Here is a 26,079-nt window from a genome sequence, read left to right as displayed (position 1 = left end):
CGGCGCGGTGACCCCGCGAGCCGCACGAGGAGGACGGACATGACGACAGTGGACGAGGCGCGCATCCGCGCGAGCGTGGAACCGGTGGTCGAGGCCGCCGGGCTCTTCCTGGAGCAGTGCGAGTTCACGGGCCAGGGCGGGAACCGGACGCTACGCGTGCTCGTGGACCTGCCGGACGGTACGGACTCGCTGAGCCTGGACCGCGTGGCGGAGGTGGCGCGGCAGGTCTCCGACGCCCTGGACCGTGACGACCCCGTGCCCGGCCCGCCCTACGAACTCGAGGTCTCCTCGCCGGGGGCCACGCGCGACCTGGAGACGCCGCGGCACTGGCGGCGCAGCGTGGGCCACCTCGTGCGGATCCGGCCCGCGGAGGGGGAGCGCTACTCGGCGCGGCTGCTCGAGGCGCACGAGGACCACGCCGTGGTCCAGCGCTGGCACCAACCCAAGAAGGGAATGCCGGTGAAGTACCTGGACCCCGAGCGCGTGGCCTACGCGGACGTGCGCGGTGCCAAGGTGGAGGTGGAGATCTGACGTCCCCGCGGGGATGTACGATAGCCGGAAGAACACGAGACAGACCCATGCAGCAGCGCTCCGCACCCCGCGTGCGGCGCGCTGTTTGGTTCCCGGCCCCGAATACGGTGCGGAACCCCCGCGTGGTGCGAAGGAAGGCCGGACACATGGACATCGACATGAGCACCCTGCGCTTGCTGGAACGCGAGCGCGACATCCCCGTGGACGTGCTGATCCCCACGATCGAACAGGCCCTGCTGCTCGCGTACATGCGCTCGCCCGGGGCCATCAACGGCGCCCGTGCCGAGGTCGATCGTCGCAGTGGACACGTGACCATCTGGGCTCCCGAGCTGGATGAGAACGACGAGCGGGTGGGCGAGTTCGACGACACCCCGTCCGGTTTCGGTCGTATCGCCGCCGCGACCGCGCGCCAGGTCATCTTGCAGAAGCTGCGCGACGTCGAGGACGACAACGTCCTGGGTCACTTCAAGGGCCGTGAGGGGGAACTCGTCTCCGGTCAGATCCAGCAGGGCAATAACCCCAAGATGGTCCAGGTGAACCTGGGCACCGTGGAGGGACTGCTGCCGCCGCACGAGCAGGTCCCCGGGGAGCGCTACGAGCACGGTCAGCGGATCCGCGCGTTCGTTGTGGAGGCCAAGCGCGGGTTCAAGGGCCCGTCCATCACGCTGTCCCGCTCCCACCCGGATCTGGTGCGCCGACTGTTCGAGATGGAGGTCCCCGAGATCGCGGACGGTTCCGTGGAGATCGTGACCCTGGCGCGCGAGGCCGGGCACCGCACCAAGATGGCCGTGGCCGCCAAGCGCCCCGGGGCCAACGCCAAGGGCGCGTGCATCGGTGACATGGGTTCGCGCGTGCGCGCGGTGATGAACGAGCTCGGAGACGAGAAGATCGACATCATCGACTACTCGGACGATCCCGCCCGGTTCATTGGCAACGCCCTGTCCCCGGCACGGGTGTCCCGGGTGAACGTGCTGGACGAGGGTGCCCGTTCCGCGCGCGCCGTCGTCCCGGACGCCCAGCTGTCCCTCGCGATCGGCAAGGAGGGGCAGAACGCCCGCCTGGCCGCGCGGCTCACGGGGTGGCGCATCGACATCGTCCCCGAATCCCGCGCGACGGATCGCTGAACATCCCCAGGATTCGGGGGAATCCCGCGCGGCGCGCTAGACTTTGCTCTGATCAGGTCGACCATCGTCCTTCCGCGCGGTTCCGTGCCGCCTGAAAACCGGACGACGGGTCATGAGGAGCGGGGATGAGCGTCAACAGTCTTCGTACCTGTGTGGGGTGCCGAGAGGTGAGCCCCCCTGATCAACTCGTCCGCGTGACGATGGAGGACACACCGCAGGGCCCCCGGGTCGTGGCGGATCTTCACCGCCAAGCGGGAGGCCGAGGAGCCTGGGTGCACGCCACCCGGCAGTGCGTTGCCACCGCGGTGCGCAAACGGGCGTTCCATCGCTCGTTCCGTACCGCCGTGACCACGGACGACCTCGAGCAACAGCTGCGCGTCCTCCTGCCGGTGCAGGAGGACGAACACCAGGAAAGCGAGTCAGAAGCCCATGGAAAACCAATGAGTGCCGGCCGATGAGTGCCTTCGAGTACTCAACCCGCGGCCACGCGGGACGCACGTGTGCGTCCGGTGGCCACGTCAACGGAAAATAAGCGGTTCGTACCTGTTTCGGTGCGGACCGAGACAGGAGAACAGTGGCCAAGCCCCGTGTCCACGAGCTCGCCAAAGAGCTCGGAATCACGTCCAAGGAAGCTATTTCCAAACTTCAGGAACTCGGCGAATTCGTTCGCGGAGCGTCCTCCACGGTGGAACCGCCCGTGGCCAAGAAACTGCGTTCGGCGTACCCCGCCGGCGGCGATTCCGCCGCCCAGTCCAAGAATGCCGCCGGGGGCAACTCCGGCAAGCCCGCGCAGCAGGGCGCCAGGAAGCCCGCGGAGAAGTCCTCCGCGCCCAAGCCCGGGGGCAGGGTCCAGTCCAAGCCCGCCGGTTCCGACGCCGCGGCCAAGCCCGCTGCCGGATCCGCCGCGCTGACCCCGGGTGCCCCCAAGGCCCCCGCGAAGCCGGTGTCCGAGCACCAAGCCTCCGAGACCCCGGTCGCGAAGCCCGCTGCCTTCAAGCCCGCCGCCTCCGACTCGGCCACGCCGCGCAGTGCGGCGACCCCGGGCCCCCGTGCCAACGCCCCCAAGCCCGGTAGTGTCAAGCCGGGTCAGTCCGCACCGCGTCCGGGGAACAACCCGTTCGCGTCCCAACAGGGCATGGGCCGCGGTTCCGACGGTGGTCAGCGTGCGCCGCGCCCCGGCCAGCAGCGCTCGGCCAAGCCCGGAGCACCGCGTCCGGGGAACAACCCGTTCGCGTCCCAGCAGGGGATGCGTTCGAGCAATGCCGGTCAGGGCGGACCCCGTCCCGGCGGTCCCCGTCCGGGTGGCCCTCGTCCCGCTCAGGCGGGCCAGGGTGGCCCGCGTCCCGGTGCGCCCCGTACGGGTGCACCGCGAACGGGTCAGGGCGGCCCCCGTCCCGGTGGGCCCCGCCCCTCGCCGAACATGATGCCCGGTCACACCACGGGTGTGGCCCCGATCGGTAGCCGCCCGGCACCCGGTGGGGGACCCCGCCGCGGTGGTGGCGCCGGCGGTGGTGGTACCGGTGGCGGCGGTGGTTTCCGCGGCCGCGGTGGCCGCGGTGGCACGCAAGGTGCCTTCGGTCGCGGTGGTGCCCGCGGCAAGCACCGCAAGTCGAAGCGGGCGAAGCGCCAGGAGCTCGAGCAGATGAGCGCACCCGCCGTCGGCGGCGTGTCGGTTCCCCACGGCGACGGCAGCACTGTGGTGCGGCTGCGCCGCGGTGCCTCGCTCATGGACTTCGCGGAGAAGATCAACGCGAACCCGGCGTCGCTCGTGACCGTGCTCATCCACCTGGGTGAGATGGCCACGCAGACCCAGTCCCTGGACGAGGACACCTTCCAGCTGCTGGGTGCCGAGCTCGGCTACCAGATCCAGGTGGTCTCCCCGGAGGACGAGGAGCGCGAGCTGCTCGAGTCCTTCGACATCGACCTCGAGGCGGAACTGGAGGCTGAGGGCGAGGACGTCCTGGCACCGCGCCCGCCGGTGGTCACTGTCATGGGTCACGTGGACCACGGTAAGACCCGCCTGCTGGACGCGATCCGTAACACCAAGGTGATCGAGGGTGAGGCCGGCGGCATCACCCAGCACATCGGTGCGTACCAGATCTCCACCGAGGTGGACGGTCAGGAACGGCCCATCACGTTCATCGACACCCCGGGTCACGAGGCGTTCACCGCGATGCGTGCCCGTGGTGCGCAGGTCACGGACATCGCCGTGCTCGTGGTCGCCGCGGACGACGGCGTGATGCCGCAGACCGTCGAGGCACTCAACCACGCCCAGGCGGCGAACGTGCCGATCGTGGTGGCCGTGAACAAGGTCGACAAGCCGGACGCCAACCCGGAGAAGATCCGCGGTCAGCTCACCGAGTACGGCCTGGTGCCCGAGGAGTACGGCGGCGACACCATGTTCGTGGACGTCTCCGCCCGCGAGAACCTGCACATCGACGACTTGCTGGACGCCATCGTGCTCACGGCGGACGGCGCTCTGGAACTGCAGGCGAACCCGGACAAGAACGCCCGCGGCGTCGCCATCGAAGCCAACCTGGACAAGGGCCGCGGCGCGGTGTGCACCGTGCTGGTCCAGTCCGGCACCCTCACCGTGGGCGATTCGATCGTGGCCGGTGCCGCGTACGGTCGCGTGCGTGCCATGTTCGACGAGATGGGCCGCACCGTGGAGGCGGCGCTGCCGTCCCGCCCTGTGCAGGTGCTGGGTCTGTCCTCCGTGCCGCGCGCGGGTGACACGTTCCTGGCCACCCAGGAGGAGCGCACCGCGCGTCAGATCGCTGAGAAGCGTGAGGCCGCGGACCGCAATGCCCAACTCGCCAAGCGCCGCAAGCGGATCACGCTCGAGTCCTTCGACGAGGCCGTGGCCGAGGGCAAGATCGATACCCTCAACCTCATCATCAAGGGTGACGTGTCCGGTGCCGTGGAGGCGCTCGAGGACTCGCTGCTCAAGATCGACGTGGGCGAAGAGGTCCAGCTACGGGTCATCCACCGCGGCGTGGGCGCGATCACCCAGAACGACGTCAACCTGGCCACGGTGGACAACGCCGTGATCATCGGCTTCAACGTCCGTCCCGCCGAGCGCGTGACGGACCTGGCCGAGCGCGAGGGCGTGGAGATGAAGTTCTACTCCGTGATCTACAACGCGATCGACGACGTCGAGAGCGCGCTCAAGGGCATGCTCAAGCCGGAGTACGAGGAGGTGGAGCTCGGTACCGCCGAGATCCGCGAGGTCTTCCGCTCGTCCAAGTGGGGCAACATCGCCGGTGCGTACATCACCAAGGGTGTGGTGCGCCGCAACGGCAAGGCCCGCCTGGTGCGCGACGGCAACGTGGTGCAGGACAACCTCACCATCGATTCGCTGCGCCGGTTCAAGGACGACGCCACCGAGGTGCGCGAGGGTTACGAGTGCGGTATCGGACTCGGTTCCTTCAACGACATCCGCGAGGGTGACCTCATCGAGACCTGGGAGATGCGCGAGAAGCCGCGCGACTGACGGGTCCCCGCGGCCGGTGCCCTCACGCGAGCGCACCGGCCGCGACCACGTGACAGCGGGTCCGGGTGCCCGTGTGATTCCCACGAGATCACGCGGGCACTCCGCCCGCACCGCGATCCGTTCCGTGATGGGCGGATCGCACCGGGTGGCGCGTCACGGCGCACCACCCCCGCACAGTGCAACGCCCCGGTGTTGCCCGGACACGAGGAGTACCACCATGGCCGACGCCGCCCGCGCCGCTCGACTGGCCGATCGCATCAAGGTGATCGTGGCCCAGGCGCTCGAACGCAGGATCAAGGACCCCCGGGTGGGTTTCGTGACCGTCACGGACGCGCGGGTCACCAACGACCTGCAGCATGCGACCGTGTACTACACCGTCTACGGGGACGAGACGCAGCGTCAGGAGACCGCGCGGGCCCTGGAGTCCGCCAAGGGCATCCTGCGCTCCGAGGTGGGTAGGAACATCACCGCGCGCCTGACCCCCACGCTCACCTTCGTCGCGGACGAGATCCCCGCGGACGCCGCACGTCTCGAGTCGCTGCTGCGCACCGCGCGTGAGAAGGACGCCCAGGTGGCTGAACAGGCCCAGAGCGCTCAGTACGCCGCGGGGGAGGACGCCTACCGCACGTCCGACGCGGATGACGAAGCCCCCGAGAGCCGGTCGCAGGACTGAACGGTGACCGAACGCCAGGAAATCCCGAGCCCGGCACCCTCGCTCCCGAGGGTGACCGGGCTCGTCGTCGTGGACAAACCGCTCGGCTGGACCTCGCACGACGTCGTCTCACGCATGCGCCGCCTCGCGGGGACCCGCAAGGTGGGTCACGCGGGCACTCTGGACCCCGCGGCGTCGGGCGTGCTGGTCGTGGGGGTCGAGAAGGCCACCAAGCTGCTGACCTACGTCACGGGCACGGACAAGACGTACCGGGCGAGCATCCGCCTGGGTGCCGCGACCGTGACCGACGACGCCGAGGGGGACGTCACGAGCACGGCCGCGCCCGAGCGGCTCGCCGCGCTCACCGATGACGCCGTCCTGGCCGCGGTCGCCGAGCTGACCGGTGAGATCCAGCAGGTCCCGTCCGCGGTCAGCGCGATCAAGGTGGACGGGCAGCGCTCGTACGCCCGCGTGCGCAAGGGCGAGGACGTGGAGCTGCCCGCGCGACCGGTCACCGTCCACGAGTTCACGGTGCACGGGATCTCCCGCGAGCCGACCGACGCTGAGCCCACCGCGGTGGATGTCGATGCGACCGTGACGTGCTCCTCCGGGACGTACATCCGCGCCCTCGCACGCGACCTCGGGGAGGCCCTGGGCGTGGGCGGGCACCTCACGGCGCTGCGGCGCACGCGCGTGGGGTCGTTCACGCTCGAGCAGTCGCACACGCTCGACGAGCTCACGGAGCAGGTGCGCGCCGGCGGCACGGTCTCGACGCTGCCGATCGACGACGCCGCCCGCGGACTGTTTCCCGTGCGCGAGCTCACCGCCCGGGAGGCCACGGACCTGTCGCACGGGCGCAGGATCGCCGCGAAGCAGGTTCATCCTGGCGGCGCGTCGCAGGTCGACGGCGCCGCGTCTCGTTCCGGGGCAGGCGCCGGCGACAATGCATCCGCCGGCGACGCCGCGGCGTCGGGATCCGAGCCGGCCGGGGGATTCCGGGCGGGGCTGCCCGTCGCATGCTTCGCACCGGACGGGACACTCGTGGCCCTCGCCGAGGACCGCGGCCCCGCCTACCGCCGATACACGACGTCGGTGCTCGGGATCGCGGCGGGGGTGACGTTCACGGCTGCCGCGGCGCCGGATGATACAGGCGTGGAAAAACCCGGGGCGGGTGACCCCGGAGCGGGACAGGACGGAACCAAGCGAACGGAACGGACGCACGACTGATGCTGTGGGGTTATGACGGGTGGTTCTGGGCATCGGTGGTCCTGGGTGTGCTCTCGTGCGTGATCTGCCTCGTGCAGGCCGCGCGCGGCCGTGCGCCGGACGACTTCTCCCAGGGTTCCGTGCTCGTGCTCGAGGCGTTCCTGCTGGTCTACGCGGTGGGCTCGGTGTTCCTGCCCGTGCTGGGTCCGGATCCCTCCGGGAGCCTGCTCGAGTACTGGGGCTACTTGCTCACGGCGCTGCTGATCCCCGCGGGGACGTTCGTGTGGTCCCTCGTGGAACGCTCGCGGTGGTCCACCCTTATCCTGGCCGCCGCCGGTCCCGTGGTGGCCGTGATGGTCTACCGCATGAACTTCATCTACTACTACCAGTGACGCCGCAGCGGCCGGGACGGGCCGCCGGGGGAAGGACGAGCATGGCTGAGCCCTCACGCACCACGCTGCAGAACCGTTTCGGGCGGTCAGGGCCCCGCGCGGGATCCGACCGGAAGAACTCGGGGTTCGGGCGGCTGCTGATCGTGGTGTACGCCGTCTTCTCGCTCTCCGCGGGGGTGCGCTCGCTCTACCAGCTCGCCACCGAGTTCTCCGCGGCCCCGCTCGCGATCATCCTGTCCACGATCTCCGCCGCGATCTACGTCCTGGCGACGATCGCCTTGGCCAAGTCCGGTCCGAGCTGGCACAGGGTCGCCACGGTGGCCGTGGTCGTGGAGCTCGCGGGTGTGCTGGGCGTGGGCCTGCTCAGTGTCCTGGAACCGCAGTTGTTCCCCAAGGCGAGCGTGTGGTCCCACTTCGGTGCCGGCTACGGCTACGTGCCGCTCGTGCTCCCGATCGTGGGGCTCGTGTGGTTGTGGCTGACACGGCCCTCCCGGCGGAGCGGTAGGCTCTAGACGTCGCCCGCACACACCCTGACCACGCAGAAGACATCGAGGAGAACAGTGATTCGCTGGAGAAGCCTGGACGAGGTCACCCCGGGATTCGGTCCCTCCGTGGTGAGCATCGGCAACTTCGACGGTGTCCACCGCGGTCATCAACACGTGTTCGCGCGGCTGCTCGAGACCTCCCGGCGTCTCGAGGCCCGCTCCGTGGTCGTGACCTTCGATCCGCACCCGGCTCTCGTGCACCGGCCCGAATCTCACCCCGGACTCATCATGGGTCTCGAGGACAAGCTCGACGCCCTTGAGGCCACAGGCGTGGACGCCGTCCTCGTGCTGCCGTACAGCCTCGAGTTCTCCGAGCTGAGCCCCGAGGAGTTCGTGGTCGACTACCTCGTGAAACCGCTGGGCGCGGTGTGTCTCGTGATCGGGTCGGACGTCCGGCTCGGGCGTGACAACACGGGGGACCTGCCGGTGATCAGGGAGCTCGGCCGTGAACACGGCTTCGAGGTCGAGGTCGTGGACGACGTCGCGGGTCTGGTCCCCGAGGACACGGATGCACTCAACGGTCTGGTGGGCTGGAGCGACGACCGTCGCTGCTCGTCCACGTGGGTGCGCTCGTGCCTCGAGGCGGGGGACATCCGCGGTGCTGCCAAACTGCTCGGCCGGCACCACCGCATGCGCGGGGAAGTGGTGCACGGGGCCGCACGCGGGCGTGAACTGGGCTTCCCCACGGCCAACCTGGCACCCGAGGCCACGGGGTTCATCCCGGCGGACGGGGTCTACGCGGGCTGGCTCGTGGACCAGGACGGCACCCGCTGGCCCACGGCGATCTCCGTGGGGTCGAATCCCACGTTCGACGGTGTGAACCGCCAGGTCGAGGCCCACGTGATCGACCGCCCGGACGAGGCCGTGGAGGACTTCGACCTCTACGGGCAGACCGTGGTGGTCGAATTCGTGGAACGCCTGCGCGGGATGGTGGCCTACCGGGGGATCGACGCGCTCGTGTCTCAGATGCGCGACGACGTGAATCGGTCCCGCGACATCCTGCGGGAACAGGCGCGCGGGACCGACTGAGCTCACCCGGTGGGGCTGATCACATCTCCTCGTGCACGGAGGGGTCGAACCCCGAACCGCTGATGCCGGTGTGCAGCATGCGCACCCGTTCCATCTGCTCGTCCGTGAGTTCCCACTCGAACACGTCGATGTTCTCCGCCATGCGCTCGGTGTTCGAGGACTTGGGGATCGCCACGATGCTCGACTGCACGTGCCAGCGCAGCGCCACCTGGGCCGGGGTGCGTCCCACCTTGCGTGCGATCTCCAGGAGCCACGGGTCCCGCAGGAGGTCCGTCTTGCGCCCCAGCGGGGACCACGCCTCGGTGAGGATCTTGTGCTCCTCGTGGAACGCCCGCAGGGTCTCTTGCTGGTACTGCGGGTGCAGCTCCACTTGGTTGACCACGGGCATCTCCCCGGTCTCCCGCTCCAGGCGCAGGAGGTGTTCGGGCAGGAAGTTGGAGACACCGATCGAGCGGATGAGGCCCTCGTCGCGCGCGGCCATCATGGCGCGCCACGTGTCCACGTACCGGTCCACGCTGGGGTTGGGCCAATGGATCAGGTAGAGGTCCAGGTAGTCCGTGCCGAGCCGTTCGAGCGTGCCCTCGAGCGACCGCCGCACGCTGTCCGTACCGTGATCCCGGCCCGGGAGCTTGGACGTGAGGAACAGGTCCGAGCGGGGGATGTCGCAATAGCGCACACCGAGGCCCACGCCGCGTTCGTTGCCGTAGTTCACCGCGGTGTCGATGAGCCGGTAGCCGCGCCACACGGCCTCGGGGATCAGGGCCTCGGCCTCGGCGTCGTCCATGGGGTACGTGCCGAACCCCAGCTGGGGGATCTCGTGACCGTCGCGCAGCACGTGCTTGGCGACGTCCGGGGCGGCGTCCTTCAGGTCCTTGGTCTTGTCGTCACTCATGCGTTCCTCGTTCTCCTCGACGTGTGGGTGGCTGGACGGGCGGGAGCCCGCCGAGCAGTTCGGTCACGGCCTGGGCACTGATCCGGGCCACGATGTCCAGTTCCATGTGGAACTGCTGGTCCGCGGCGGGACCGCACAGGTCCGAGATCGCGCGCACGGCCAGGAAGGGCACGCCACGGTCGTGGCACACGTGCGCGAGCGCCGTGGTCTCCATGTCCGTGCTCAGGGCCTCGGGGAACACCTCGCGGGTCGCCCCCACGTTGCGCGCCGTGACGAACGCGCCGCCCGAGAGCATCGTTCCGCGCCACGCGGCGTAGCCCTCTGCGGCCGCGAGGCTGCTCGCGGCCGTCACGAGCTCCGACGACGCCGCGAAGGCCGGGGGCATCCCGGGCACCTGTCCCGGTTCGTACCCGAAGGCGGTCGCGTCCGCGTCCGCGTAGCGGAACTCGGTGCCGATCACCAGGTCACCCACGTTGACGTCCGCGCGCAGGCCCCCGGCGGAACCGGCGGAGATCACGGCGCTCGGTTCGAACCGCTCCAGCATCGCGCTCAGGGTCGACGCGGCATTGACCAATCCGATCCCGGTACGCACCACGAGCACGGGGCGCCCCGCGGCCTCGACGGCGTACAGCTCGGCACCGCCGATCACGTGGGGGTTCTCGCAGCGGGAGTCGGCGTCCGCGAGGAACGGTTCGGCCTCCTCCGCCATGGCGACCACGACGGCCGGTGCGCCCACGCACGCGGCGAACCGTGCGGCGTCGTCCGTCACCGCGTGACCTCGTCCCAGTGCTCGCGCTCGGCCAGGAATCCGCGCACCGCGTCCTGGGCGGCCTCGAGACTGTGGTTGGCGCCCCAGCCGCACTGCACCTCGTTCGCGGCCGGGACTTCGTCCGCCTCGAGGATGTCCCGGAAGGTGCGCTCGAGCAGGCGCTCGAACTCCTCGGTCTCCACTCCCAGCATGAGCGCGTAGAAACCGGTCTGGCAGCCCATGGGGGAGAAGTCGATCAGGGCGTCCGTGTGATTGCGCATGTGCTCCGCGGTGAGGTGCTCGATCGAGTGTACCGCCGGCATCTCCAGGTGCGCCTGGTTGGGCTGGGTGAAGCGGACGTCGTACTTCACGAGGGTGTCACCACCCGGCAGTTCCTTCCGATCCGCGATCCGCACGTAGGGGGCGGCCACGCTGCGGTGGTCCAGGTTGAATGATTCGACGTTCATCTTCTGCATGCCCCCATTGTTCCAGGTCGGTCCCGCTTCGCACGTCCGGGGCGCTCCCGCGGGGCGGCGACGTCGCTCCCGTTGGACGGCGCTGGCCCTCCCGCGGGATTGCGACGGCGCTGCCGCACCGTGTGGGTGCGGGGCCCTGCAGCGGTGCGCCGCGCCGTCGTCCGCCGAGTGGTGACGGTCCTTACGGTGCCCCGGCGGAGGATCGGTTAGGATGGACGCTGGTCTGACTGCGGTCCGTGGCGGTTCGACCCCGGGAGCTCGCTCCCGGACCCCGGGCGAGAATCTCACGCACCGGGCGGTCACGGTACTGACTCGAGGAGTTACACATGGCCCTGGATGCCACGATCAAGAACCAGATCATCACCGAGTACGCGACGCACGAGGGTGATACCGGTTCGCCCGAGGTGCAGATCGCGGTGCTGTCCCGTCGGATCTCCGATCTGACCGAGCACCTGAAGATGCACAAGCACGACCACCACACCCGCCGTGGCCTCATGGCCCTGGTGGGACGGCGTCGTCGCATGCTGGACTACCTGCGTCGCACCGACATCGCCCGCTACCGTGCGCTCATCGAGCGCCTCGGCCTGCGCAAGTGATGTGACCGGTTCCCCGTGCCCCTGTCGGAGCGCGGGGAACCGCCGCAACCGGCGCTGTTCGTGACGAACACCGCCACCCGGACCGCGTGTCCGGACAATCCAACGAGAAATCACGTCATAGCGTGACCGCGCTGCATGTCGCGGTCCTCGACAGTGGCCTTCGCAACGCTCACGCGCTGCGAGCGCCTCGATCGAAGACCGGTGTGTCGCGCGGATCGCGCACCACGAAGAAACGGAGGTGACCCTTGGAGGGTCCCGAAATCCAGAGTGCAGAAGCCGTTATCGACAACGGTTCGTACGGCAAGCGCGTCGTGCGCTTCGAAACCGGCCGACTCGCCCGCCAGGCCGCGGGTTCGGCCATGGTCTACATCGACGAAGAGACCTCCATGCTCTCGGCCACGGCCGTGGGCAAGCACCCGCGGGAGGGCTTCGACTTCTTCCCGCTCACGGTGGACGTCGAGGAGCGGATGTACGCCGCGGGTCGCATCCCCGGTTCGTTCTTCCGCCGTGAGGGTCGCCCGTCCACGGACGCGATCCTCACGTGCCGTCTGATCGACCGCCCGCTGCGCCCCGCGTTCGGCAAGGGCCTGCGCAACGAGGTGCAGGTGGTCGTGACCGTCACGTCCATCGCCCCGGACGAGATCTACAACACCGTGGCGATCAACGCCGCGTCCATGTCCACGACCCTGTCCGGGCTGCCCTTCCAGGGCCCCGTGGGCGGCGTGCGCATGGCGCTCATGGCCCAGGAGAACGGTTCCCATCAGTGGATCGCGTTCCCCAAGCACTCGCAGCTGGAGAACGCCGTGTTCGACATGGCCGTGGCCGGCCGCGTGGTGAGCACCAAGGACGGCGGCTCGGACGTCGCGATCATGATGGTCGAGGCCGAGGCCACCGACAACGCCTGGGAGCTCATCAAGGGCCAGGGCGCGGTCGCACCGACCGAGGAGCTCGTGGCCGAGGGCCTCGAGGCCTCCAAGCCGTTCATCAAGGCCCTGTGCGACGCCCAGGCGGATCTCGCCTCCCGCACCGCCAAGCCCGAGCTGGACCTGCCTCGCTTCGGCGGGTACGAGGACGACGCCGCCGAGGCCGTCAAGGACTTCGTGGGCGAGCGCATGGCGGAGGTCTACTCGATCGCCGGCAAGCAGGAGCGCGAGGCCGCGACCGACGAACTGCACCAGTCCACGCTGGCCGAGCTCACGGGCGAGGGCAAGGCCTTCGAGGGCCGCGCGGACGAGGTCAACGGTGCCTACCAGGCCCTGACCAAGCAGACCGTGCGCCAGCGCATCCTCAAGGACAAGGTGCGCATCGACGGCCGCGGTCTCACGGACATTCGTCAGCTCAGCGCCGAGGTGGACGTGCTCCCGCGCGTGCACGGTTCCGCGCTGTTCGAGCGCGGCGAGACCCAGATCATGGGTGTCACCACGCTGAACATGCTCAAGCTGGAGCAGCAGATCGACTCGCTGTCCCCGGTCAAGCACAAGCGTTACATCCACCACTACAACTTCCCTCCGTACTCCACGGGTGAGACCGGCCGCGTGGGTTCGCCCAAGCGCCGCGAGATCGGTCACGGCGCGCTCGCCGAGCGTGCGATCACGCCCGTGCTGCCCTCCCGGGAGGAGTTTCCGTACGCGATCCGTCAGGTCTCCGAGGCGCTGGGCTCCAACGGCTCCACGTCCATGGGTTCCGTGTGCGCGTCCACGCTGTCGCTGTACAACGCCGGTGTGCCGCTGCGCGCTCCCGTGGCCGGTATCGCCATGGGCCTGGTCTCCGACACCGTCAACGGCGAGGTCCAGTACGCGGCCCTGACCGACATCCTCGGTGCGGAGGACGCGCTGGGTGATATGGACTTCAAGGTCGCCGGCACGTCCGAGTTCGTGACCGCGATCCAGCTGGACACCAAGCTGGACGGTATCCCCGCCTCGGTCCTGGCCTCGGCCCTGACCCAGGCCCGCGAGGCCCGGCTCTACATCCTGGACGTGCTGACCTCCGCGATCGACGCCCCGGACGAGATGAGCGAGTTCGCGCCGCGCGTGATCTCGGTGAACGTGCCCGTGTCCAAGATTGGTGAGGTGATCGGCCCCAAGGGCAAGATGATCAACCAGATCCAGGAGGACACCGGCACCGACATCTCCATCGAGGACGACGGCACCGTGTACATCGGCGCCACGGACGGCCCCTCCGCGGAGGCCGCGCGCTCGGCGATCAACGCGATCGCCAACCCGCAGGTCCCCGAGGTGGGCGAGCGCTACCTGGGCACCGTGGTCAAGACCACCACGTTCGGTGCGTTCGTGTCCCTGACCCCGGGCAAGGATGGTCTGCTCCACATCTCCGAGATGCGCAAGCTCAACGACAACAAGCGCGTCAACGAGGTCGACGACGTCGTGTCCGTGGGCCAGAAGGTCCAGGTGGAGATCACCAAGGTGGACGACCGCGGCAAGCTGTCCCTCGCGCCCGTCGTGGCCGAGTCCGAGGCCCCGGCCGAGTCCTCCGACGACGAGAACTGAGCAGAGGGTGTTCGTTACTAGATGACAGTTGTTCACCTTCCCCTGAGGGCGGGCGATCCCGCGGAGCACGTCTCCGGCGGGGCCGCCCGCCTTCGGGCCTATTCGGCCACGGCGCATGCGCCGGGCTTCACCCACGTGGTGCACGACGACGCCGAGGGCGCCGTGATCATGCGCACCGTCCTGCCGTGCGGGACCAGGGTGCTCACCGAGAAGATGCCCGGGCAGCGTTCGGTGTCCGTGGGGTTCTGGGTGAGCCTGGGCTCGCGTGACGAGGCCCCGGGCATGCTCGGTTCCACGCACTTCCTGGAGCACCTGCTGTTCAAGGGCACGTCCCGGCGCAGTTCGCTCGAGATCGCGGAGGCCTTCGACCGCGTGGGCGGGGAGTCCAACGCGTTCACGGCCCACGAACACACGTGCTACCACGCACGGGTGCTCTCCGAGCAGTTGCCCATGGCGGTGGACGTGCTCGCGGACATGTTCACCGGTGCCGTCCTGGACCCCGAGGAGTTCGACCGCGAACGCGGCGTGATCCTCGAGGAGATCGCCATGGACCGGGACGATCCCACGGACTTCGCGTTCGAACAGTTCAACGCCGAGGTGCTCCACGGATCCGCGCTCGCGCGGCCCATCGCGGGCACCCCCGAGGAGATCCGCTCCGTGACCCGTGACGCGGTGTGGCAGCACTACCGCGGCTCCTACCGCCCCGAGAACCTCGTGGTCACGGTGGCCGGGGGTCTCGACCACGACCGCGTCGTCGAACTCGTGCGCGAGTCCTTGGCCCGCGCGGGCTGGGACCCGGACGCGACCGGTCACGCCGGTGCCCGGCGGGACTCCTCGCCGGCGCAGCTGACGCCCCTGGTGGGGACCCACACGTTCGAGCGCCCGGTCGAGCAGGCCCACGTGGTGCTGGGCGGCGCCGGACTGCAGTCGGGGGACGAGCGTCGCTTCGCCATGACCGTGCTCAACGCCGCCCTGGGTGGCGGGATGTCCTCGCGGTTGTTCCACACCATCCGGGAGCAGAAGGGGCTCGCGTACTCCACGTTCTCCTTCTCGGGCTCCTACTCGGACGCCGGGTTCTTCGGGATGTACGCGGGGTGCACGGGCGAGCGCGTGGACCAGGTCAGCGAGCTCATGCGCGCCGAGCTGGACCGGCTCGCCCAGGACGGGATGGATGCGGCAGAACTCGCGAAGGTCGAGGGCCAACTCAGCGGTGCCACGGTCCTCGCCCTCGAGGACACAGGGTCACGGATGTCCCGGCTGGGGTCCGCGGAACTGAAGACGGGCATCTTCATGGACGTGGACGAGTCCCTGCGGCGCATCCGCGCCGTGACGTCCGAGGACGTGCAGACACTGGCCGCGCAATTGTCCGCGGATGCCACGGTGCGCACCGTGGTGGGGCCGCACGTCGAGCAGAACCAGGAATGAGGCGGGATCACATGAACGAGCAGATCAAGGTGGCCGTACTGGGCCGCAACGGACGCATGGGCTCCGAGGCAGTGAAGGCCATCACGGACGCCTCGGACATGGAACTCGTCGCGGCCCTCGGTCGCGGTGACGACCTGCAGGAGATCGTGAGCTCCGGCGCCCAGGTGGTCGTGGACCTAACGGTCCCGAGCGCCACGCGGGAGAACGTGCGCTTCGCCGTGGAACACGGTATCCACGCGGTCGTGGGGACCACGGGCTGGGACGACGCCACTCTGGCCGAGCTCGAGTCGTGGCTCGCCGATTCCCCGGACACGGGTGTGCTGATCGCCCCCAATTTCGCGGTGGGTGCGGTGCTCGCCATGAAGTTCTCCGAGATGGCCGCGGCGTTCTTCGAGTCCGTGGAGATCGTGGAGCTGCACCACCCCCAGAAGCTCGACGCCCCGTCCGGTACCGCGGCGCGAACCGCTGCGCTCGTGGCCGCCGCGCGCGAACGGGCCGGTGTGGCGCCGTCGCCGGATGCCACGGAATCCGATCCGCACGGCGCACGCGGTGCGGACCTGGACGGTGTGCACGTGCACTCGGTGCGGTTGCGCGGGCTCGTGGCCCACCAGGAGACCCTGCTGGGCAACACGGGGGAGCAGCTGACCGTGCGCCACGATTCCTTCGACCGCGTGTCCTTCATGACGGGTGTGCTGTTGGGCGTGCGCTCGGTCGCGAAGCACCCGGGGCTGACCCACGGCTTGGACGGCTACATGGACCTGGGGCTGTGAGCCGCGCCCGTTCCTTCTCCGGTCTGCGCTGGTGGGCCACGGCCGTGATCGTGCTGCTCGTGATCACGGTGCTTATCCTGCCGATCTCCGTGGGCTCCAAGATCTGGCTCGTCGCCATGCTCGCGTTCGCCGCGGTGTTCACCGTGCTCGAGGTGGGTGCGAAGGGTCGTATCCTGGCCGAGCTCATGATCGGGCTGCTGGCCCTGTACCTCGCCTTGGCCTTCCACCGGGCGGTCCTGTTGCTCGGCACGGGGGGCTGGCTGCCCACCTTGCTGGGCGTGGCCATGCTCGTGATCCCCGCGGTGGGCACGTGGGCCATGGTGCGCGAGATCGTCTTCGGCGCCCGCACCGAACGCCTCGGCCGGGAACTCGCCGCGCGCGGTGAGCTTCCCGCGGACGATCTGCCGAGGACCCCGTCCGGACGGTACGTGCGGGCTGCCGCGGACGAGCACTTCGACGTCGTGCGCCGCGAGGTCGAGGCGTTCCCCGCAGACTGGGGCGGGTGGTACCGACTGAGCCTCGCGTACTCCGCGAGCGGCGACGGCCGGCGGGCACGCAGGTCCATGCGCACCGCCATAGCCCTACATCGGGGGACGGATCCGGAAACGGTGCTCGCCCGCTCTGGGCGGTAACCTGTGGATATGACACACGACAGCGCACCTGCGCGGACGCAGCGGTCCGCGCCCATGTTCGGGTCCCTGCTCACTGCCATGGTCACGGTCTTCCACGACGACGGCTCGGTGGACCTCGAGGCCACGGGTCACCTCGCCGAGCAACTCGTGGACGACGGTTGTGACGGTCTGGTGGTGTGCGGCACCACCGGTGAGTACTCCACCATGACCGACCAGGAAAACCTTTCGGTCTTCCGCGCCGTCAAGGACGCCGTGGGCGGGCGCGTGCCGCTGCTCGCGGGGACCGGTTCGAACGACACCGAGCACTCTCGCTTCCTGTGCCTCGAGGCGCAGAAGATCGGGATGGACGGCCTGCTGATCGTCACCCCGTACTACAACAAACCCACCCAGGCGGGGGTCGAGGCGCACTTCCGTTCGCTCGCGGACTCCGTGGACACGCCCGTCATGGTGTACGACATCCCCGGGCGCTCGGGGATCCCGATCGAGCCCGAGACCATGATCTCCCTGGCCTCCCACCCGAACATCGTGGCCGTCAAGGACGCCAAGGCGGACTTCATGGCCGCCGCCCGGGTCATGGCCGAGACGGACCTGCTCTTCTACTCCGGCGACGACGGTCTCACCCTCCCGTGGATCGCGCTCGGCGCGTCCGGTCTCGTGGGTGTGACCACCCACATCGACACCCCGCGCTACCGCCAACTCGTGGACGCCTCCCTGGCGGGGGACCTCGAGACCGCGCAGCGGCTCAACGAGGAGTTGTTGCCGCTCGTGCGTGCCACCATGACCCGGATCCCCGGGGCCGTGGCCGCGAAGACCATTCTTCATTGGCAGGGCCGCCTGCCGAACAACACGGTGCGCTTGCCGCACGTGACACCCACACAGGCCGAGCTGGAGCAGATCCGCTCGGACCTGAGCACGTCGGTCATCGCCGACACGCTGACCACCTGAGATGAAAGGGGTCTCATGACCCATTGGAACACCACCGACCTCTCCGAACCGTCGGCACTCGCGAAGGACACCCTGCGAGTCATCCCCCTGGGCGGTCTGGGCGAGGTCGGTCGGAACATGACCGTGTTCGAGATCAACGGGCAGCTGCTCGTGGTCGACTGCGGTGTCCTGTTCCCCGAGGAAACCCAGCCCGGCGTGGACCTGATCCTGCCGGACATCAACCACATCCGTGAGCGCCTCGACGACATCGTCGCGATCGTGCTCACCCACGGGCACGAGGACCACATCGGCGCGGTCCCGTACCTGCTCAAGCGCCGCCCGGACATCCCCATCCTGGGCTCGCAGCTCACGCTCGCATTGATCGAGGCCAAGCTGCAGGAGCACCGGATCAAGCCCTTCACCATGGCCGTGCGCGAGGGCCAGGTGGAGCGCCTCGGTGAGTTCGAGTGCGAATTCGTGGCCGTGAACCACTCCATCCCGGACGCCCTGGCAGTGTTCCTGCGCACCAAGGCCGGGACCGTGCTGCACACCGGTGACTTCAAGATGGACCAGCTGCCCCTGGACGGGCGGATCACGGACCTGCGTCACTTCGCCCGCCTGGGCGAGGAGGGTGTGGACCTGTTCCTCACGGACTCCACCAACGCCGAGGTTCCCGGGTTCATCGCGTCCGAGAAGGCCATCGGCCCCGTGCTCGCAGACGTGGTCGCCCGCGCCAAGCAGCGCGTGATCGTGGCGTCGTTCTCCTCCCACGTCCACCGCGTGCAGCAGGTGCTCGACGCCGCTGTGGCCAGTGGTCGCAAGGTCGCCCTGATGGGCCGATCCATGATCCGCAACATGGCGATCGCCGAGAAGCTCGGCTACCTGGACGTGCCGCCCAACGTGCTCGTGGACCAGAAGAAGGTGGGCGACTACCGGGACGACCAGATCGTCATCATGTGCACCGGTTCCCAGGGTGAGCCCATGGCCGCGCTGTCCCGCATGGCCAACGGGGACCACAAGGTCCAGGTCAACGCAGGGGACACCGTGATCCTGGCGTCCTCCCTGATCCCGGGCAACGAGAACTCCGTGTTCCGCGTGATCAACGGGCTCATGCGCCTGGGCGCGGACGTGGTGCACAAGGGCAACGCCAAGGTCCACGTCTCGGGTCACGCCGGGGCGGGCGAGTTGCTGTACTGCTACAACATCGTGGAACCCGAGTACGTCATGCCGGTCCACGGCGAGATCCGGCACCTGATCGCCAACGGCAACCTGGCCCAGGAAACCGGCGTCCCCGCGGACCACGTGCTGCTCGCGGAGAACGGCACCGTGGTGGACATGCATTCCGGCGCGGCCAAGATCACCGGGCAGGTGGAGTGCGGGTTCATCTACGTGGACGGCTCCTCCGTGGGTGAGATCACGGACGCGGACCTCAAGGACCGCATGACCCTCGGCGAGGAGGGCTTCATCTCCGTAGTCACCGTGGTCAACCGGGACACCGGCAAGATCGTCTCCGGCCCGGACATCCACGCGCGCGGCGTGGCCGAGGAGGACACCGTGTTCAACGAGATCCGCCCCCGGATCTCCGCGGCCCTCGAGGACGCGCTCGGCGAGAGCGGCAAGAACCACACGACCCACCAGTTGCAGCAGATCGTGCGGCGCACCGTGGGCTCGTGGGTCTCCCGCAAGCTGCGGCGCAAGCCCATGATCGTGCCCGTGGTCGTCGAGGCCTGACGCCCCGAACCACCGCACTGCGCAGCGGCCCGCCCGGATCCGACTCCGGGCGGGCCGCTGCGCAGTGCGGGTACCCTGGGGGCATGGCGTCTCGAACTTCCCCCGCGCGCTCCTCGAAGGCCTCCGGCAGGTCCTCGAGTTCCGCGCGTTCCCCTAAGAACGGCAAGAAGGCCCCCGCACGGTCCACGTCCGCACGCTCCGGATCCACGGGGCCCTCGGCCGGTTCCACCGCCTTGCACGGGGTGGTCAACGCGTGGTCCGGCGCCGGACACGTGGTGGGGGCCGCGGTGCGCCGCGTGGGGACCGTGCGCACGGACATGGCTCCCGAACAGCGCCGCGACGGCGGTGCGCTCGTGTGGCTCGTGCTCGCCGTCGTGATCGCCGCGGTCGAGTGGTGGAACCTGCGCGGCGTGGACCTCGCGCTCGTGGCGATCCCCGCGTCCTGGGTGCACGCGGTCGTGGGCGGGACCTTCGGGTTCATGGCCCTCGTGCTGCCCATCTTCTGCTTCTTCTTCGCGATCCGCGTCTTCCGTCACCCCGAGGCCACGCAGGCCAACAACCGCATCGCGATCGGTCTGCTCGCGCTGTCCGTCGCCGGCGCGGGCACCGCGCACCTGCTGGGCGGCGCGCCCGGTCTGGGTGACGGGTTCGACGCCGTGTGGCGCGCGGGTGGTTTCGTGGGCTTCCTGGCCGCGGACCCGTTGGCGTCCCTGATCACCCGGTGGGGCGCGCTCGCGGTGTTCGTGCTGCTCGCGGCGTTGGCCGTGCTCGTCATGACCGCCACGCCCGTGGGGGAGATCGGGCCGCGCTTGCGCGAGCTCTACCGCCGTCTCACGGGCCAGTACGAGCCCCGCGCGATCGACGTCACCGATCCCGCGCACGACCGCTCCTACCTCGATCCCACCCGGCCCACACGCGAGAAGCGCTCACGGCGCTCCGAGCGACGCAAGCAGCGCCACGAGCTGGAACGCTACGACGGTGACGAGGCGTTCGAGCGCGCTGTCGTGGGCGAGGCCAACCGCCGCGAGGCACGGGATGCGGGATCGACGAGCGTGTTCGACGTCGGCTCGCACGCGGAGCGCTCCGCGCGCGGGGGTTCTGCCGGTGGGTCCTCCTCCGTGCGCGACGCCGCGCAGGCGGCGGGCGCCACCGCGGCGTCCGAGGTCCAGGACACCGACGCGATCCCGAACCCGGGGGCCGCCTTGCGCCCCGGCGAGAAGCGCCCCACCAAGTCCCAGCGCGCCGCCCAGAAATTACGCGAGGAGCAGGGGATCGCGCCCGCGGCGGACACCGCGGCGGCGTCGGACGCGCCCGCCCTCAAGGTGGACGATGACGCCCAGCCCCGCACCCACACGCCCGCGACCCCCATCCCGGCCCGCTCCGAGCAGCTCAAGCTGCAGGGCGACGTAGCCTACAGCCTCCCGCCCGTGGCGGACCTCGTGCAGGGCCCGCCCGCCAAGGAACGCTCCGAGGCCAACGACCAGGTGGTCCGGGCGCTCACGAGCGTACTCGAACAGTTCAAGGTGGACGCCGAGGTCACCGGCTTCTCGCGCGGGCCCACGGTCACGCGCTACGAGATCGAACTGGGCTCCGGGACCAAGGTGGAGCGCGTCACGGCGCTGTCCAAGAACATCGCGTACGCGGTGGCGTCCGCGGACGTGCGGATCCTCTCGCCCATCCCGGGCAAGTCCGCGATCGGCATCGAGATCCCCAACACGGATCGTGAGACCGTGGCGCTGGGGGACGTGCTGCGCTCGCAGAAGGCCCGGGCGTCCGAACACCCCATGATCATGGGCGTGGGCAAGGACGTGGAGGGCGGCTTCGTGCTCGCGAACCTCGCCAAGATGCCGCACATGCTCGTGGCCGGTGCTACCGGTGCGGGTAAGTCCTCGTTCGTGAACTCCATGATCGTCTCGATCCTCATGCGCTCCACCCCGGACGAGGTGCGCCTGGTCATGGTGGACCCCAAGCGTGTGGAACTCACCGCGTACGAGGGCGTGCCGCACCTGATCACCCCGATCATCACCAACCCCAAGAAGGCCGCCGAGGCCCTGCAGTGGGTCGTGCGGGAGATGGACGCGCGCTACGACGACCTCTCCCACTTCGGGTACAAGCACATCGACGACTTCAACAAGGCCGTGCGCAACGGGAAGGTGCAACCCGAACCCGGGTCCAAGCGCACCATCCGCCCCTACCCGTACCTGCTCGTGATCGTGGACGAGCTCGCGGACCTCATGATGGTGGCCCCGCGGGACGTCGAGGACGCGATCGTGCGGATCACCCAGCTCGCGCGTGCCGCAGGCATCCACCTCGTGCTCGCCACGCAGCGGCCCTCGGTGGACGTCGTGACCGGTCTGATCAAGGCCAACGTCCCGTCCCGGATGGCGTTCGCGACGTCCTCGGTCACCGACTCCCGCGTGGTGCTGGACCAGCCCGGTGCGGAGAAGCTGATCGGCCAGGGTGACGCCCTGTTCCTGCCCATGGGCGCGTCCAAGCCCATGCGTGTGCAGGGCGCGTGGGTCTCCGAGTCGGAGATCCACAAGGTCGTGGAGCACGTGAAGTCGCAGATGAGCACGCACTACCGCGACGACGTCGTGCAGGAAGCGCCCAAGAAGACGATCGACGAGGACATCGGGGACGACCTCGACGTCCTGCTGCAGGCCGCCGAGCTGATCATCACCACGCAGTTCGGGTCCACGTCCATGCTCCAGCGCAAGCTGCGCGTGGGTTTCGCGAAGGCTGGGCGGCTCATGGACCTGCTCGAGTCACGCGGCGTAGTCGGGGCGTCCGAGGGGTCCAAGGCACGTGACGTCCTCGTCAAGCCGGACGACCTCGCCGCGACCCTCGCCCTGATCCGCGGCGAGGAGCCCCCGGCTCCCGCCGCACCCGCCACGGGGTCCGTGGACTACGGCGAGGACCCGGTGGAGGCGTCGCTGGCCGACGTCGCCCACGACTACCACGACGGATCCGAGACAGCCGAGGACGCATGGGAGCTGACAGGACGATGAGCGCACACGAGAACACCCCGCCTGCGGAGCCGGCACCCAACAGCTCCAACTGGAACCTGCCCAACGCCCTGACGGCCCTGCGGATCGTCATGGTCCCGTTCTTCGTCTGGTTCCTGTGGGCCGGGGGGACCCACGGCCAGGACTCCATGGGCATGCGCTGGGCCGCCGTGGTCACGTTCGGGCTCGCGATGCTCACGGACAAGCTCGACGGGGACATCGCCCGGGCGCGCAACCTCATCACGAGTTTCGGCAAGATCGCCGATCCCATCGCGGACAAACTGCTCACGGGTGCCGCGTTCGTGGTGCTGTCCATGCTCGGGGAACTGTGGTGGTGGGTCACGATCGTGATCCTGGTGCGCGAGTGGGGCATCACGCTCATGCGATTCGTGGTGATCCGCTACGGCGTGATGGCCGCGTCGAAGGGCGGCAAGACCAAGACCGTCCTGCAGACCGCGGCGCTGATCGCTCTGCTGTTGCCGCTCACCCCCTTCGTGGGGCAGTGGTGGCTGTGGTTCGCGTGGGTGCTCACCGCGCTCGCGTTGCTCGCCACCGTGATCACGGGCATCGACTACGTGATCAAGGCCGTGCAGTTGCGCAACCGGGCCGTGCGCGGGGATGCGGCGTGACAGAGAACCGGCCGGGGTACGACGCCGCGGAGCTCGTGCGCCGCGCCATCGCCCGCGGGGTCACGGTGGGCACGGCCGAATCCCTCACCGGGGGCGCGCTCGCATCCGCGATCGTGACCGTGGCGGGTGCCTCGGCGTGTTTCGAGGGAGCGGTCGTGAGCTACTCGCACGCCGTCAAGGAACGCGTGCTGGGTGTGTCCCAGGAGCTGCTCGAGGAACGCGGGGCGGTGAACCCGCAGGTCGCGGTGGCCATGGCCCGCGGCGCGCGCGAGCGCCTGGGCGTGGACTGGGCCGTGTCCACCACCGGGGTCGCCGGGCCGGAACCGCACGACGGACACCCCGTGGGAACCGTCTTCGTGGGGATCGCGGGTCCGGGTGTGGAGCGGGTGGAGCGTTTGGATCTCAGCGGTGACCGGGCCGAAATCCGGCAAGCCACCGTGGGCCGCGCGCTTGACGCATTGACGACTCAAATCTCATTCTCAGCCAACGCCTAGTGTTTTTAGGCCGCCGAGCGGGAACAATCGAACACGTAAGCCCGTTATGGATATCAGAGGTTGAGCCCGATGGGCTCAAGAGGCCTCGACCACTGCGTCGTCAGCGATGCAGAAGGCCCCGTCAATTCGTACGAGGAGAAGCAATTCACATGACGAAGCAACCCGTGTCTGTCAATGGTGTTGTCCGTTGGAAGGACGTGGGTGTGTCCGATGAAGCTCACGGGAAAACCAATGATGTCAAGGTCGGTGTCCTGCGTCAGGAGATAGGCGAGGTGCTGCGCAACGTCCGCCAGCGTCAGGGCCGGACCCTGCGCGAGGTCTCGCACAGTGCCCGCGTCTCGCTGGGGTACCTGAGCGAGGTGGAGCGAGGACAGAAGGAAGCCTCCTCCGAATTGCTCGCGTCCATCTGTGCGGCACTGGACATCCCGATGTCCCAGATGCTGCGCGAGGTCGCGGACCGTCTCGCCTACGCCGAGGGCACGTTCATCCCTGACACCGTGCCGTCCGAGCTCACGGAGGAGTTCACGCGGGAGATGCGTCAGCTGCGCGGTGGCACCGCCGCCGGCGCGCACTGAGTCAGACCCCGCTCGCTGCGGCCGAACCGGCCGCGGTGCACCAGACCAACGAACGGACCCGCCCTGTGGGCGGGTCCGTTGCTCATCGCATCACCGTGGGGTCCGCACAGCGTGGAGAATTAGCGGATCTATGCAGCGTCGATACCGAGGAGAAGTCGTTCATGCGAGTCAGTGCGTTCTGGGACCTGATGTCCCACGAATTCGGGGCGGTGTACAGCCGGGTTCTCGCTCGGGATCTGGTTTTGACCGAGTTGGGTGAGCGCACGGCCGCGGAGGCCCTCGAGTCCGGGACGGACCCCAAGACGGTGTGGTTCGCGGTGTGCCGCGCCCAGGATATCCCCGAGTCCCGGTGGTGGGGTCCGGATCAACCGCCCCGGCGCTGAGTTCGCCGTGGACGGCGTGCGCCACGCCGTCTTCGAAGGTATATTCGAATCAGCTCACGCGCGCTCCACAACCCGTCCGGTCTCTTATGGCTGTCGGACCCCCTTTGTACCGTGGAACGCGAAGACATCGACAGGGCCGCCCCGGCCCCCGAGAACCGAGGTGAAACATGGCAGCCAAGTCCAAGGGCGCACCGGCACCCTCTCAGGTGGCCGGATCCGATCGTCAGAAGGCGCTGGACACCGTCCTGTCCCAGATCGACAAGAACTACGGCAAGGGATCGGTCATGCGGCTGGGGGATCGCCCCGCCAACAAGATCGAGACCATCCCCACCGGTTCCATCGCGCTGGACGTCGCACTGGGTATCGGCGGGTTCCCCCGCGGCCGTGTCGTGGAGATCTACGGCCCGGAATCTTCGGGTAAGACCACCGTGGCCCTGCACGCCGTGGCCAGCGTCCAGAAGGCCGGCGGGATCGCCGCCTTCATCGACGCCGAGCACGCGCTGGACCCGGTCTACGCCGAGAAGCTCGGTGTGGACACGGATAACTTGCTGGTGTCCCAGCCGGACACCGGTGAGCAGGCGCTCGAGATCATGGACATGCTCGTGGGTTCGGGCTCCATCGACATCATCGTGATCGACTCCGTGGCGGCCCTCGTGCCCAAGGCGGAGATCGAGGGCGAAATGGGCGACAGCCACGTGGGTCTGCAAGCCCGGTTGATGTCCCAGGCCCTGCGTAAGATCACGGGTCGGTTGTCCCACACCAACACCACCGCGATCTTCATCAACCAGCTGCGCGAGAAGATCGGCGTGTTCTTCGGCTCCCCGGAGACCACCACGGGTGGTAAGGCGCTGAAGTTCTACGCCTCCGTCCGCGTGGACGTCCGCCGGATCGAGACCCTCAAGGACGGTGCGAACCCCGTGGGTAACCGCACCCGCGCCAAGATCGTCAAGAACAAGATGGCCCCGCCCTTCAAGCAGGCCGAGTTCGACATCCTCTACGGTCAGGGCATCTCCATCGAGGGCGGCCTGATCGACATGGGCGTGGAACACGGCATCGTGAAGAAGTCCGGTGCGTGGTTCACCTACGAGGGGGACCAGCTCGGCCAGGGCAAGGAGAACTCGCGCCGCTTCCTCAAGGACAACCCGGAACTCGCCCAGGAGATCGAACGCAAGATCCTGGTCAAGCTCGGGATCAGCGAGGACCCGGACCAGGCCTCCCAGGACACGGAGGGGTTCGGCGACGATCCCCAGGACCTGGACCCGGATGCCCCGTTCGCACCGGCCAAGGACGAGACCGAACTTCCGGCATTCTGAGCTGACGCCG

General features: G+C 69.0%; 25 protein-coding genes. 22 read left to right on the top strand and 3 right to left on the bottom strand.

Annotation, left to right across the window (positions count from 1 at the left end; genetic code table 11):
* Positions 1–39 precede the first annotated feature (39 nt).
* The 9 genes from rimP to Q9R22_RS00220 all read left to right on the top strand — a co-directional run bounded on the left by rimP (position 40) and on the right by Q9R22_RS00220 (position 8,972).
* Positions 40–531: a ribosome maturation factor RimP gene (rimP, locus tag Q9R22_RS00260; protein ID WP_131333213.1), complete on the top strand. Its 492-nt coding sequence runs from the start codon at positions 40–42 to the stop codon at positions 529–531.
* 146 nt (positions 532–677) lie between these two features.
* The gene (nusA, locus tag Q9R22_RS00255) at positions 678–1,655 is read left to right on the top strand and encodes a transcription termination factor NusA (protein ID WP_064845967.1); all 978 of its coding nucleotides are present in this window, start codon (positions 678–680) and stop codon (positions 1,653–1,655) included.
* Between the two features lie 125 nt (positions 1,656–1,780).
* The gene (locus Q9R22_RS00250; RefSeq protein WP_131333212.1) at positions 1,781–2,113 is read left to right on the top strand and encodes a YlxR family protein; all 333 of its coding nucleotides are present in this window, start codon (positions 1,781–1,783) and stop codon (positions 2,111–2,113) included.
* 116 nt (positions 2,114–2,229) lie between these two features.
* The gene (gene infB / locus Q9R22_RS00245; protein ID WP_131333211.1) at positions 2,230–5,148 is read left to right on the top strand and encodes a translation initiation factor IF-2; all 2,919 of its coding nucleotides are present in this window, start codon (positions 2,230–2,232) and stop codon (positions 5,146–5,148) included.
* 217 nt (positions 5,149–5,365) lie between these two features.
* Positions 5,366–5,821 (top strand): 30S ribosome-binding factor RbfA, encoded by a 456-nt coding sequence (rbfA, locus tag Q9R22_RS00240; protein WP_131333210.1) that lies wholly within the window; start codon positions 5,366–5,368, stop codon positions 5,819–5,821.
* A 3-nt stretch (positions 5,822–5,824) separates the two neighbouring features.
* The gene (gene truB / locus Q9R22_RS00235) at positions 5,825–7,027 is read left to right on the top strand and encodes a tRNA pseudouridine(55) synthase TruB (protein ID WP_131333209.1); all 1,203 of its coding nucleotides are present in this window, start codon (positions 5,825–5,827) and stop codon (positions 7,025–7,027) included.
* A complete protein-coding gene (locus Q9R22_RS00230) occupies positions 7,027–7,398 on the top strand; it encodes a hypothetical protein (RefSeq protein WP_131333208.1) in 372 nt (123 codons plus the stop codon). Before truB ends, Q9R22_RS00230 begins: the two co-directional genes overlap by 1 nt.
* Positions 7,399–7,439: 41 nt before the next feature.
* Positions 7,440–7,910, top strand: coding sequence for a hypothetical protein (locus tag Q9R22_RS00225; protein WP_207387838.1), 471 nt, complete (start codon positions 7,440–7,442; stop codon positions 7,908–7,910).
* Between the two features lie 48 nt (positions 7,911–7,958).
* Positions 7,959–8,972, top strand: a complete 1,014-nt coding sequence (locus Q9R22_RS00220; protein ID WP_131333207.1) for a bifunctional riboflavin kinase/FAD synthetase — start codon at positions 7,959–7,961, stop codon at positions 8,970–8,972.
* A gap of 19 nt (positions 8,973–8,991) precedes the next feature.
* Here Q9R22_RS00220 and Q9R22_RS00215 read toward each other — a convergent pair whose 3' ends face one another.
* From Q9R22_RS00215 to Q9R22_RS00205, 3 genes are read right to left on the bottom strand one after another with little or no spacing between them, the layout of a single operon-like run.
* Positions 8,992–9,864, bottom strand: a complete 873-nt coding sequence (locus tag Q9R22_RS00215) for an aldo/keto reductase (protein ID WP_131333206.1) — start codon at positions 9,862–9,864, stop codon at positions 8,992–8,994.
* On the bottom strand, positions 9,857–10,633 hold the full coding sequence (locus tag Q9R22_RS00210; RefSeq protein WP_242670444.1) for a 5'-methylthioadenosine/adenosylhomocysteine nucleosidase: 777 nt from the start codon (positions 10,631–10,633) through the stop codon (positions 9,857–9,859). The genes Q9R22_RS00215 and Q9R22_RS00210 overlap by 8 nt, the downstream gene beginning before the upstream one ends.
* On the bottom strand, positions 10,630–11,088 hold the full coding sequence (locus tag Q9R22_RS00205; RefSeq protein WP_035963447.1) for an S-ribosylhomocysteine lyase: 459 nt from the start codon (positions 11,086–11,088) through the stop codon (positions 10,630–10,632). The genes Q9R22_RS00210 and Q9R22_RS00205 overlap by 4 nt, the downstream gene beginning before the upstream one ends.
* A 326-nt stretch (positions 11,089–11,414) precedes the next feature.
* On the opposite strand from Q9R22_RS00205, the gene rpsO reads away from it, so the two are divergent.
* The 13 genes from rpsO (at position 11,415) to recA (ending at position 26,069) form a co-directional block, all read left to right on the top strand.
* Entirely contained in the window at positions 11,415–11,684 is a 270-nt protein-coding gene (gene rpsO / locus Q9R22_RS00200; RefSeq protein ID WP_035963435.1) for a 30S ribosomal protein S15, read from the top strand.
* A gap of 245 nt (positions 11,685–11,929) precedes the next feature.
* Positions 11,930–14,188 (top strand): polyribonucleotide nucleotidyltransferase, encoded by a 2,259-nt coding sequence (locus Q9R22_RS00195; protein WP_131333205.1) that lies wholly within the window; start codon positions 11,930–11,932, stop codon positions 14,186–14,188.
* Positions 14,189–14,209: 21 nt separating this feature from the next.
* A complete protein-coding gene (locus Q9R22_RS00190; protein ID WP_131333204.1) occupies positions 14,210–15,613 on the top strand; it encodes a pitrilysin family protein in 1,404 nt (467 codons plus the stop codon).
* Between the two features lie 11 nt (positions 15,614–15,624).
* A complete protein-coding gene (gene dapB / locus Q9R22_RS00185; RefSeq protein ID WP_064845960.1) occupies positions 15,625–16,383 on the top strand; it encodes a 4-hydroxy-tetrahydrodipicolinate reductase in 759 nt (252 codons plus the stop codon).
* A complete protein-coding gene (locus tag Q9R22_RS00180) occupies positions 16,380–17,015 on the top strand; it encodes a hypothetical protein (RefSeq protein WP_131333203.1) in 636 nt (211 codons plus the stop codon). Before dapB ends, Q9R22_RS00180 begins: the two co-directional genes overlap by 4 nt.
* A 9-nt stretch (positions 17,016–17,024) precedes the next feature.
* Positions 17,025–17,960, top strand: coding sequence for a 4-hydroxy-tetrahydrodipicolinate synthase (gene dapA, locus Q9R22_RS00175; RefSeq protein ID WP_131333202.1), 936 nt, complete (start codon positions 17,025–17,027; stop codon positions 17,958–17,960).
* Positions 17,961–17,975: 15 nt separating this feature from the next.
* On the top strand, positions 17,976–19,670 hold the full coding sequence (locus tag Q9R22_RS00170; RefSeq protein ID WP_131333201.1) for a ribonuclease J: 1,695 nt from the start codon (positions 17,976–17,978) through the stop codon (positions 19,668–19,670).
* Between the two features lie 83 nt (positions 19,671–19,753).
* Positions 19,754–22,678, top strand: coding sequence for a DNA translocase FtsK (locus Q9R22_RS00165; protein ID WP_131333200.1), 2,925 nt, complete (start codon positions 19,754–19,756; stop codon positions 22,676–22,678).
* The gene (gene pgsA / locus Q9R22_RS00160; RefSeq protein WP_131333965.1) at positions 22,675–23,304 is read left to right on the top strand and encodes a CDP-diacylglycerol--glycerol-3-phosphate 3-phosphatidyltransferase; all 630 of its coding nucleotides are present in this window, start codon (positions 22,675–22,677) and stop codon (positions 23,302–23,304) included. Before Q9R22_RS00165 ends, pgsA begins: the two co-directional genes overlap by 4 nt.
* Positions 23,301–23,798, top strand: a complete 498-nt coding sequence (locus tag Q9R22_RS00155; protein ID WP_131333199.1) for a CinA family protein — start codon at positions 23,301–23,303, stop codon at positions 23,796–23,798. Before pgsA ends, Q9R22_RS00155 begins: the two co-directional genes overlap by 4 nt.
* A gap of 149 nt (positions 23,799–23,947) precedes the next feature.
* A complete protein-coding gene (locus tag Q9R22_RS00150) occupies positions 23,948–24,373 on the top strand; it encodes a helix-turn-helix domain-containing protein (RefSeq protein WP_064845953.1) in 426 nt (141 codons plus the stop codon).
* A gap of 161 nt (positions 24,374–24,534) precedes the next feature.
* Positions 24,535–24,756, top strand: coding sequence for a DUF3046 domain-containing protein (locus tag Q9R22_RS00145; RefSeq protein WP_131333198.1), 222 nt, complete (start codon positions 24,535–24,537; stop codon positions 24,754–24,756).
* A 167-nt stretch (positions 24,757–24,923) separates the two neighbouring features.
* A complete protein-coding gene (gene recA / locus Q9R22_RS00140; RefSeq protein ID WP_085106687.1) occupies positions 24,924–26,069 on the top strand; it encodes a recombinase RecA in 1,146 nt (381 codons plus the stop codon).
* The last annotated feature ends 10 nt before the right edge of the window (positions 26,070–26,079 follow it).

Origin of the sequence: Kocuria sp. PD6 (assembly GCF_031844145.1) — a bacterium.
GTDB classification, from domain to species: Bacteria; Actinomycetota; Actinomycetes; order Actinomycetales; family Micrococcaceae; genus Kocuria; species Kocuria marina.
This window is presented reverse-complemented; position numbering and strand designations above follow the sequence as displayed.

Coding starts and splice junctions, on each gene's coding strand:
- dapB (WP_064845960.1), top strand. CDS start 15,625: ATGAACGAGCAGATCAAGGTGGCCGTACTGGGCCGCAACGGACGCATG.
- Q9R22_RS00230 (WP_131333208.1), top strand. CDS start 7,027: ATGCTGTGGGGTTATGACGGGTGGTTCTGGGCATCGGTGGTCCTGGGT.
- rimP (WP_131333213.1), top strand. CDS start 40: ATGACGACAGTGGACGAGGCGCGCATCCGCGCGAGCGTGGAACCGGTG.
- Q9R22_RS00150 (WP_064845953.1), top strand. CDS start 23,948: ATGACGAAGCAACCCGTGTCTGTCAATGGTGTTGTCCGTTGGAAGGAC.
- Q9R22_RS00165 (WP_131333200.1), top strand. CDS start 19,754: ATGGCGTCTCGAACTTCCCCCGCGCGCTCCTCGAAGGCCTCCGGCAGG.
- Q9R22_RS00225 (WP_207387838.1), top strand. CDS start 7,440: ATGGCTGAGCCCTCACGCACCACGCTGCAGAACCGTTTCGGGCGGTCA.
- Q9R22_RS00145 (WP_131333198.1), top strand. CDS start 24,535: ATGCGAGTCAGTGCGTTCTGGGACCTGATGTCCCACGAATTCGGGGCG.
- Q9R22_RS00250 (WP_131333212.1), top strand. CDS start 1,781: ATGAGCGTCAACAGTCTTCGTACCTGTGTGGGGTGCCGAGAGGTGAGC.
- Q9R22_RS00215 (WP_131333206.1), bottom strand. CDS start 9,864: ATGAGTGACGACAAGACCAAGGACCTGAAGGACGCCGCCCCGGACGTC.
- Q9R22_RS00205 (WP_035963447.1), bottom strand. CDS start 11,088: ATGCAGAAGATGAACGTCGAATCATTCAACCTGGACCACCGCAGCGTG.
- dapA (WP_131333202.1), top strand. CDS start 17,025: ATGACACACGACAGCGCACCTGCGCGGACGCAGCGGTCCGCGCCCATG.
- recA (WP_085106687.1), top strand. CDS start 24,924: ATGGCAGCCAAGTCCAAGGGCGCACCGGCACCCTCTCAGGTGGCCGGA.
- rpsO (WP_035963435.1), top strand. CDS start 11,415: ATGGCCCTGGATGCCACGATCAAGAACCAGATCATCACCGAGTACGCG.
- pgsA (WP_131333965.1), top strand. CDS start 22,675: ATGAGCGCACACGAGAACACCCCGCCTGCGGAGCCGGCACCCAACAGC.
- Q9R22_RS00190 (WP_131333204.1), top strand. CDS start 14,210: ATGACAGTTGTTCACCTTCCCCTGAGGGCGGGCGATCCCGCGGAGCAC.
- Q9R22_RS00170 (WP_131333201.1), top strand. CDS start 17,976: ATGACCCATTGGAACACCACCGACCTCTCCGAACCGTCGGCACTCGCG.
- rbfA (WP_131333210.1), top strand. CDS start 5,366: ATGGCCGACGCCGCCCGCGCCGCTCGACTGGCCGATCGCATCAAGGTG.
- nusA (WP_064845967.1), top strand. CDS start 678: ATGGACATCGACATGAGCACCCTGCGCTTGCTGGAACGCGAGCGCGAC.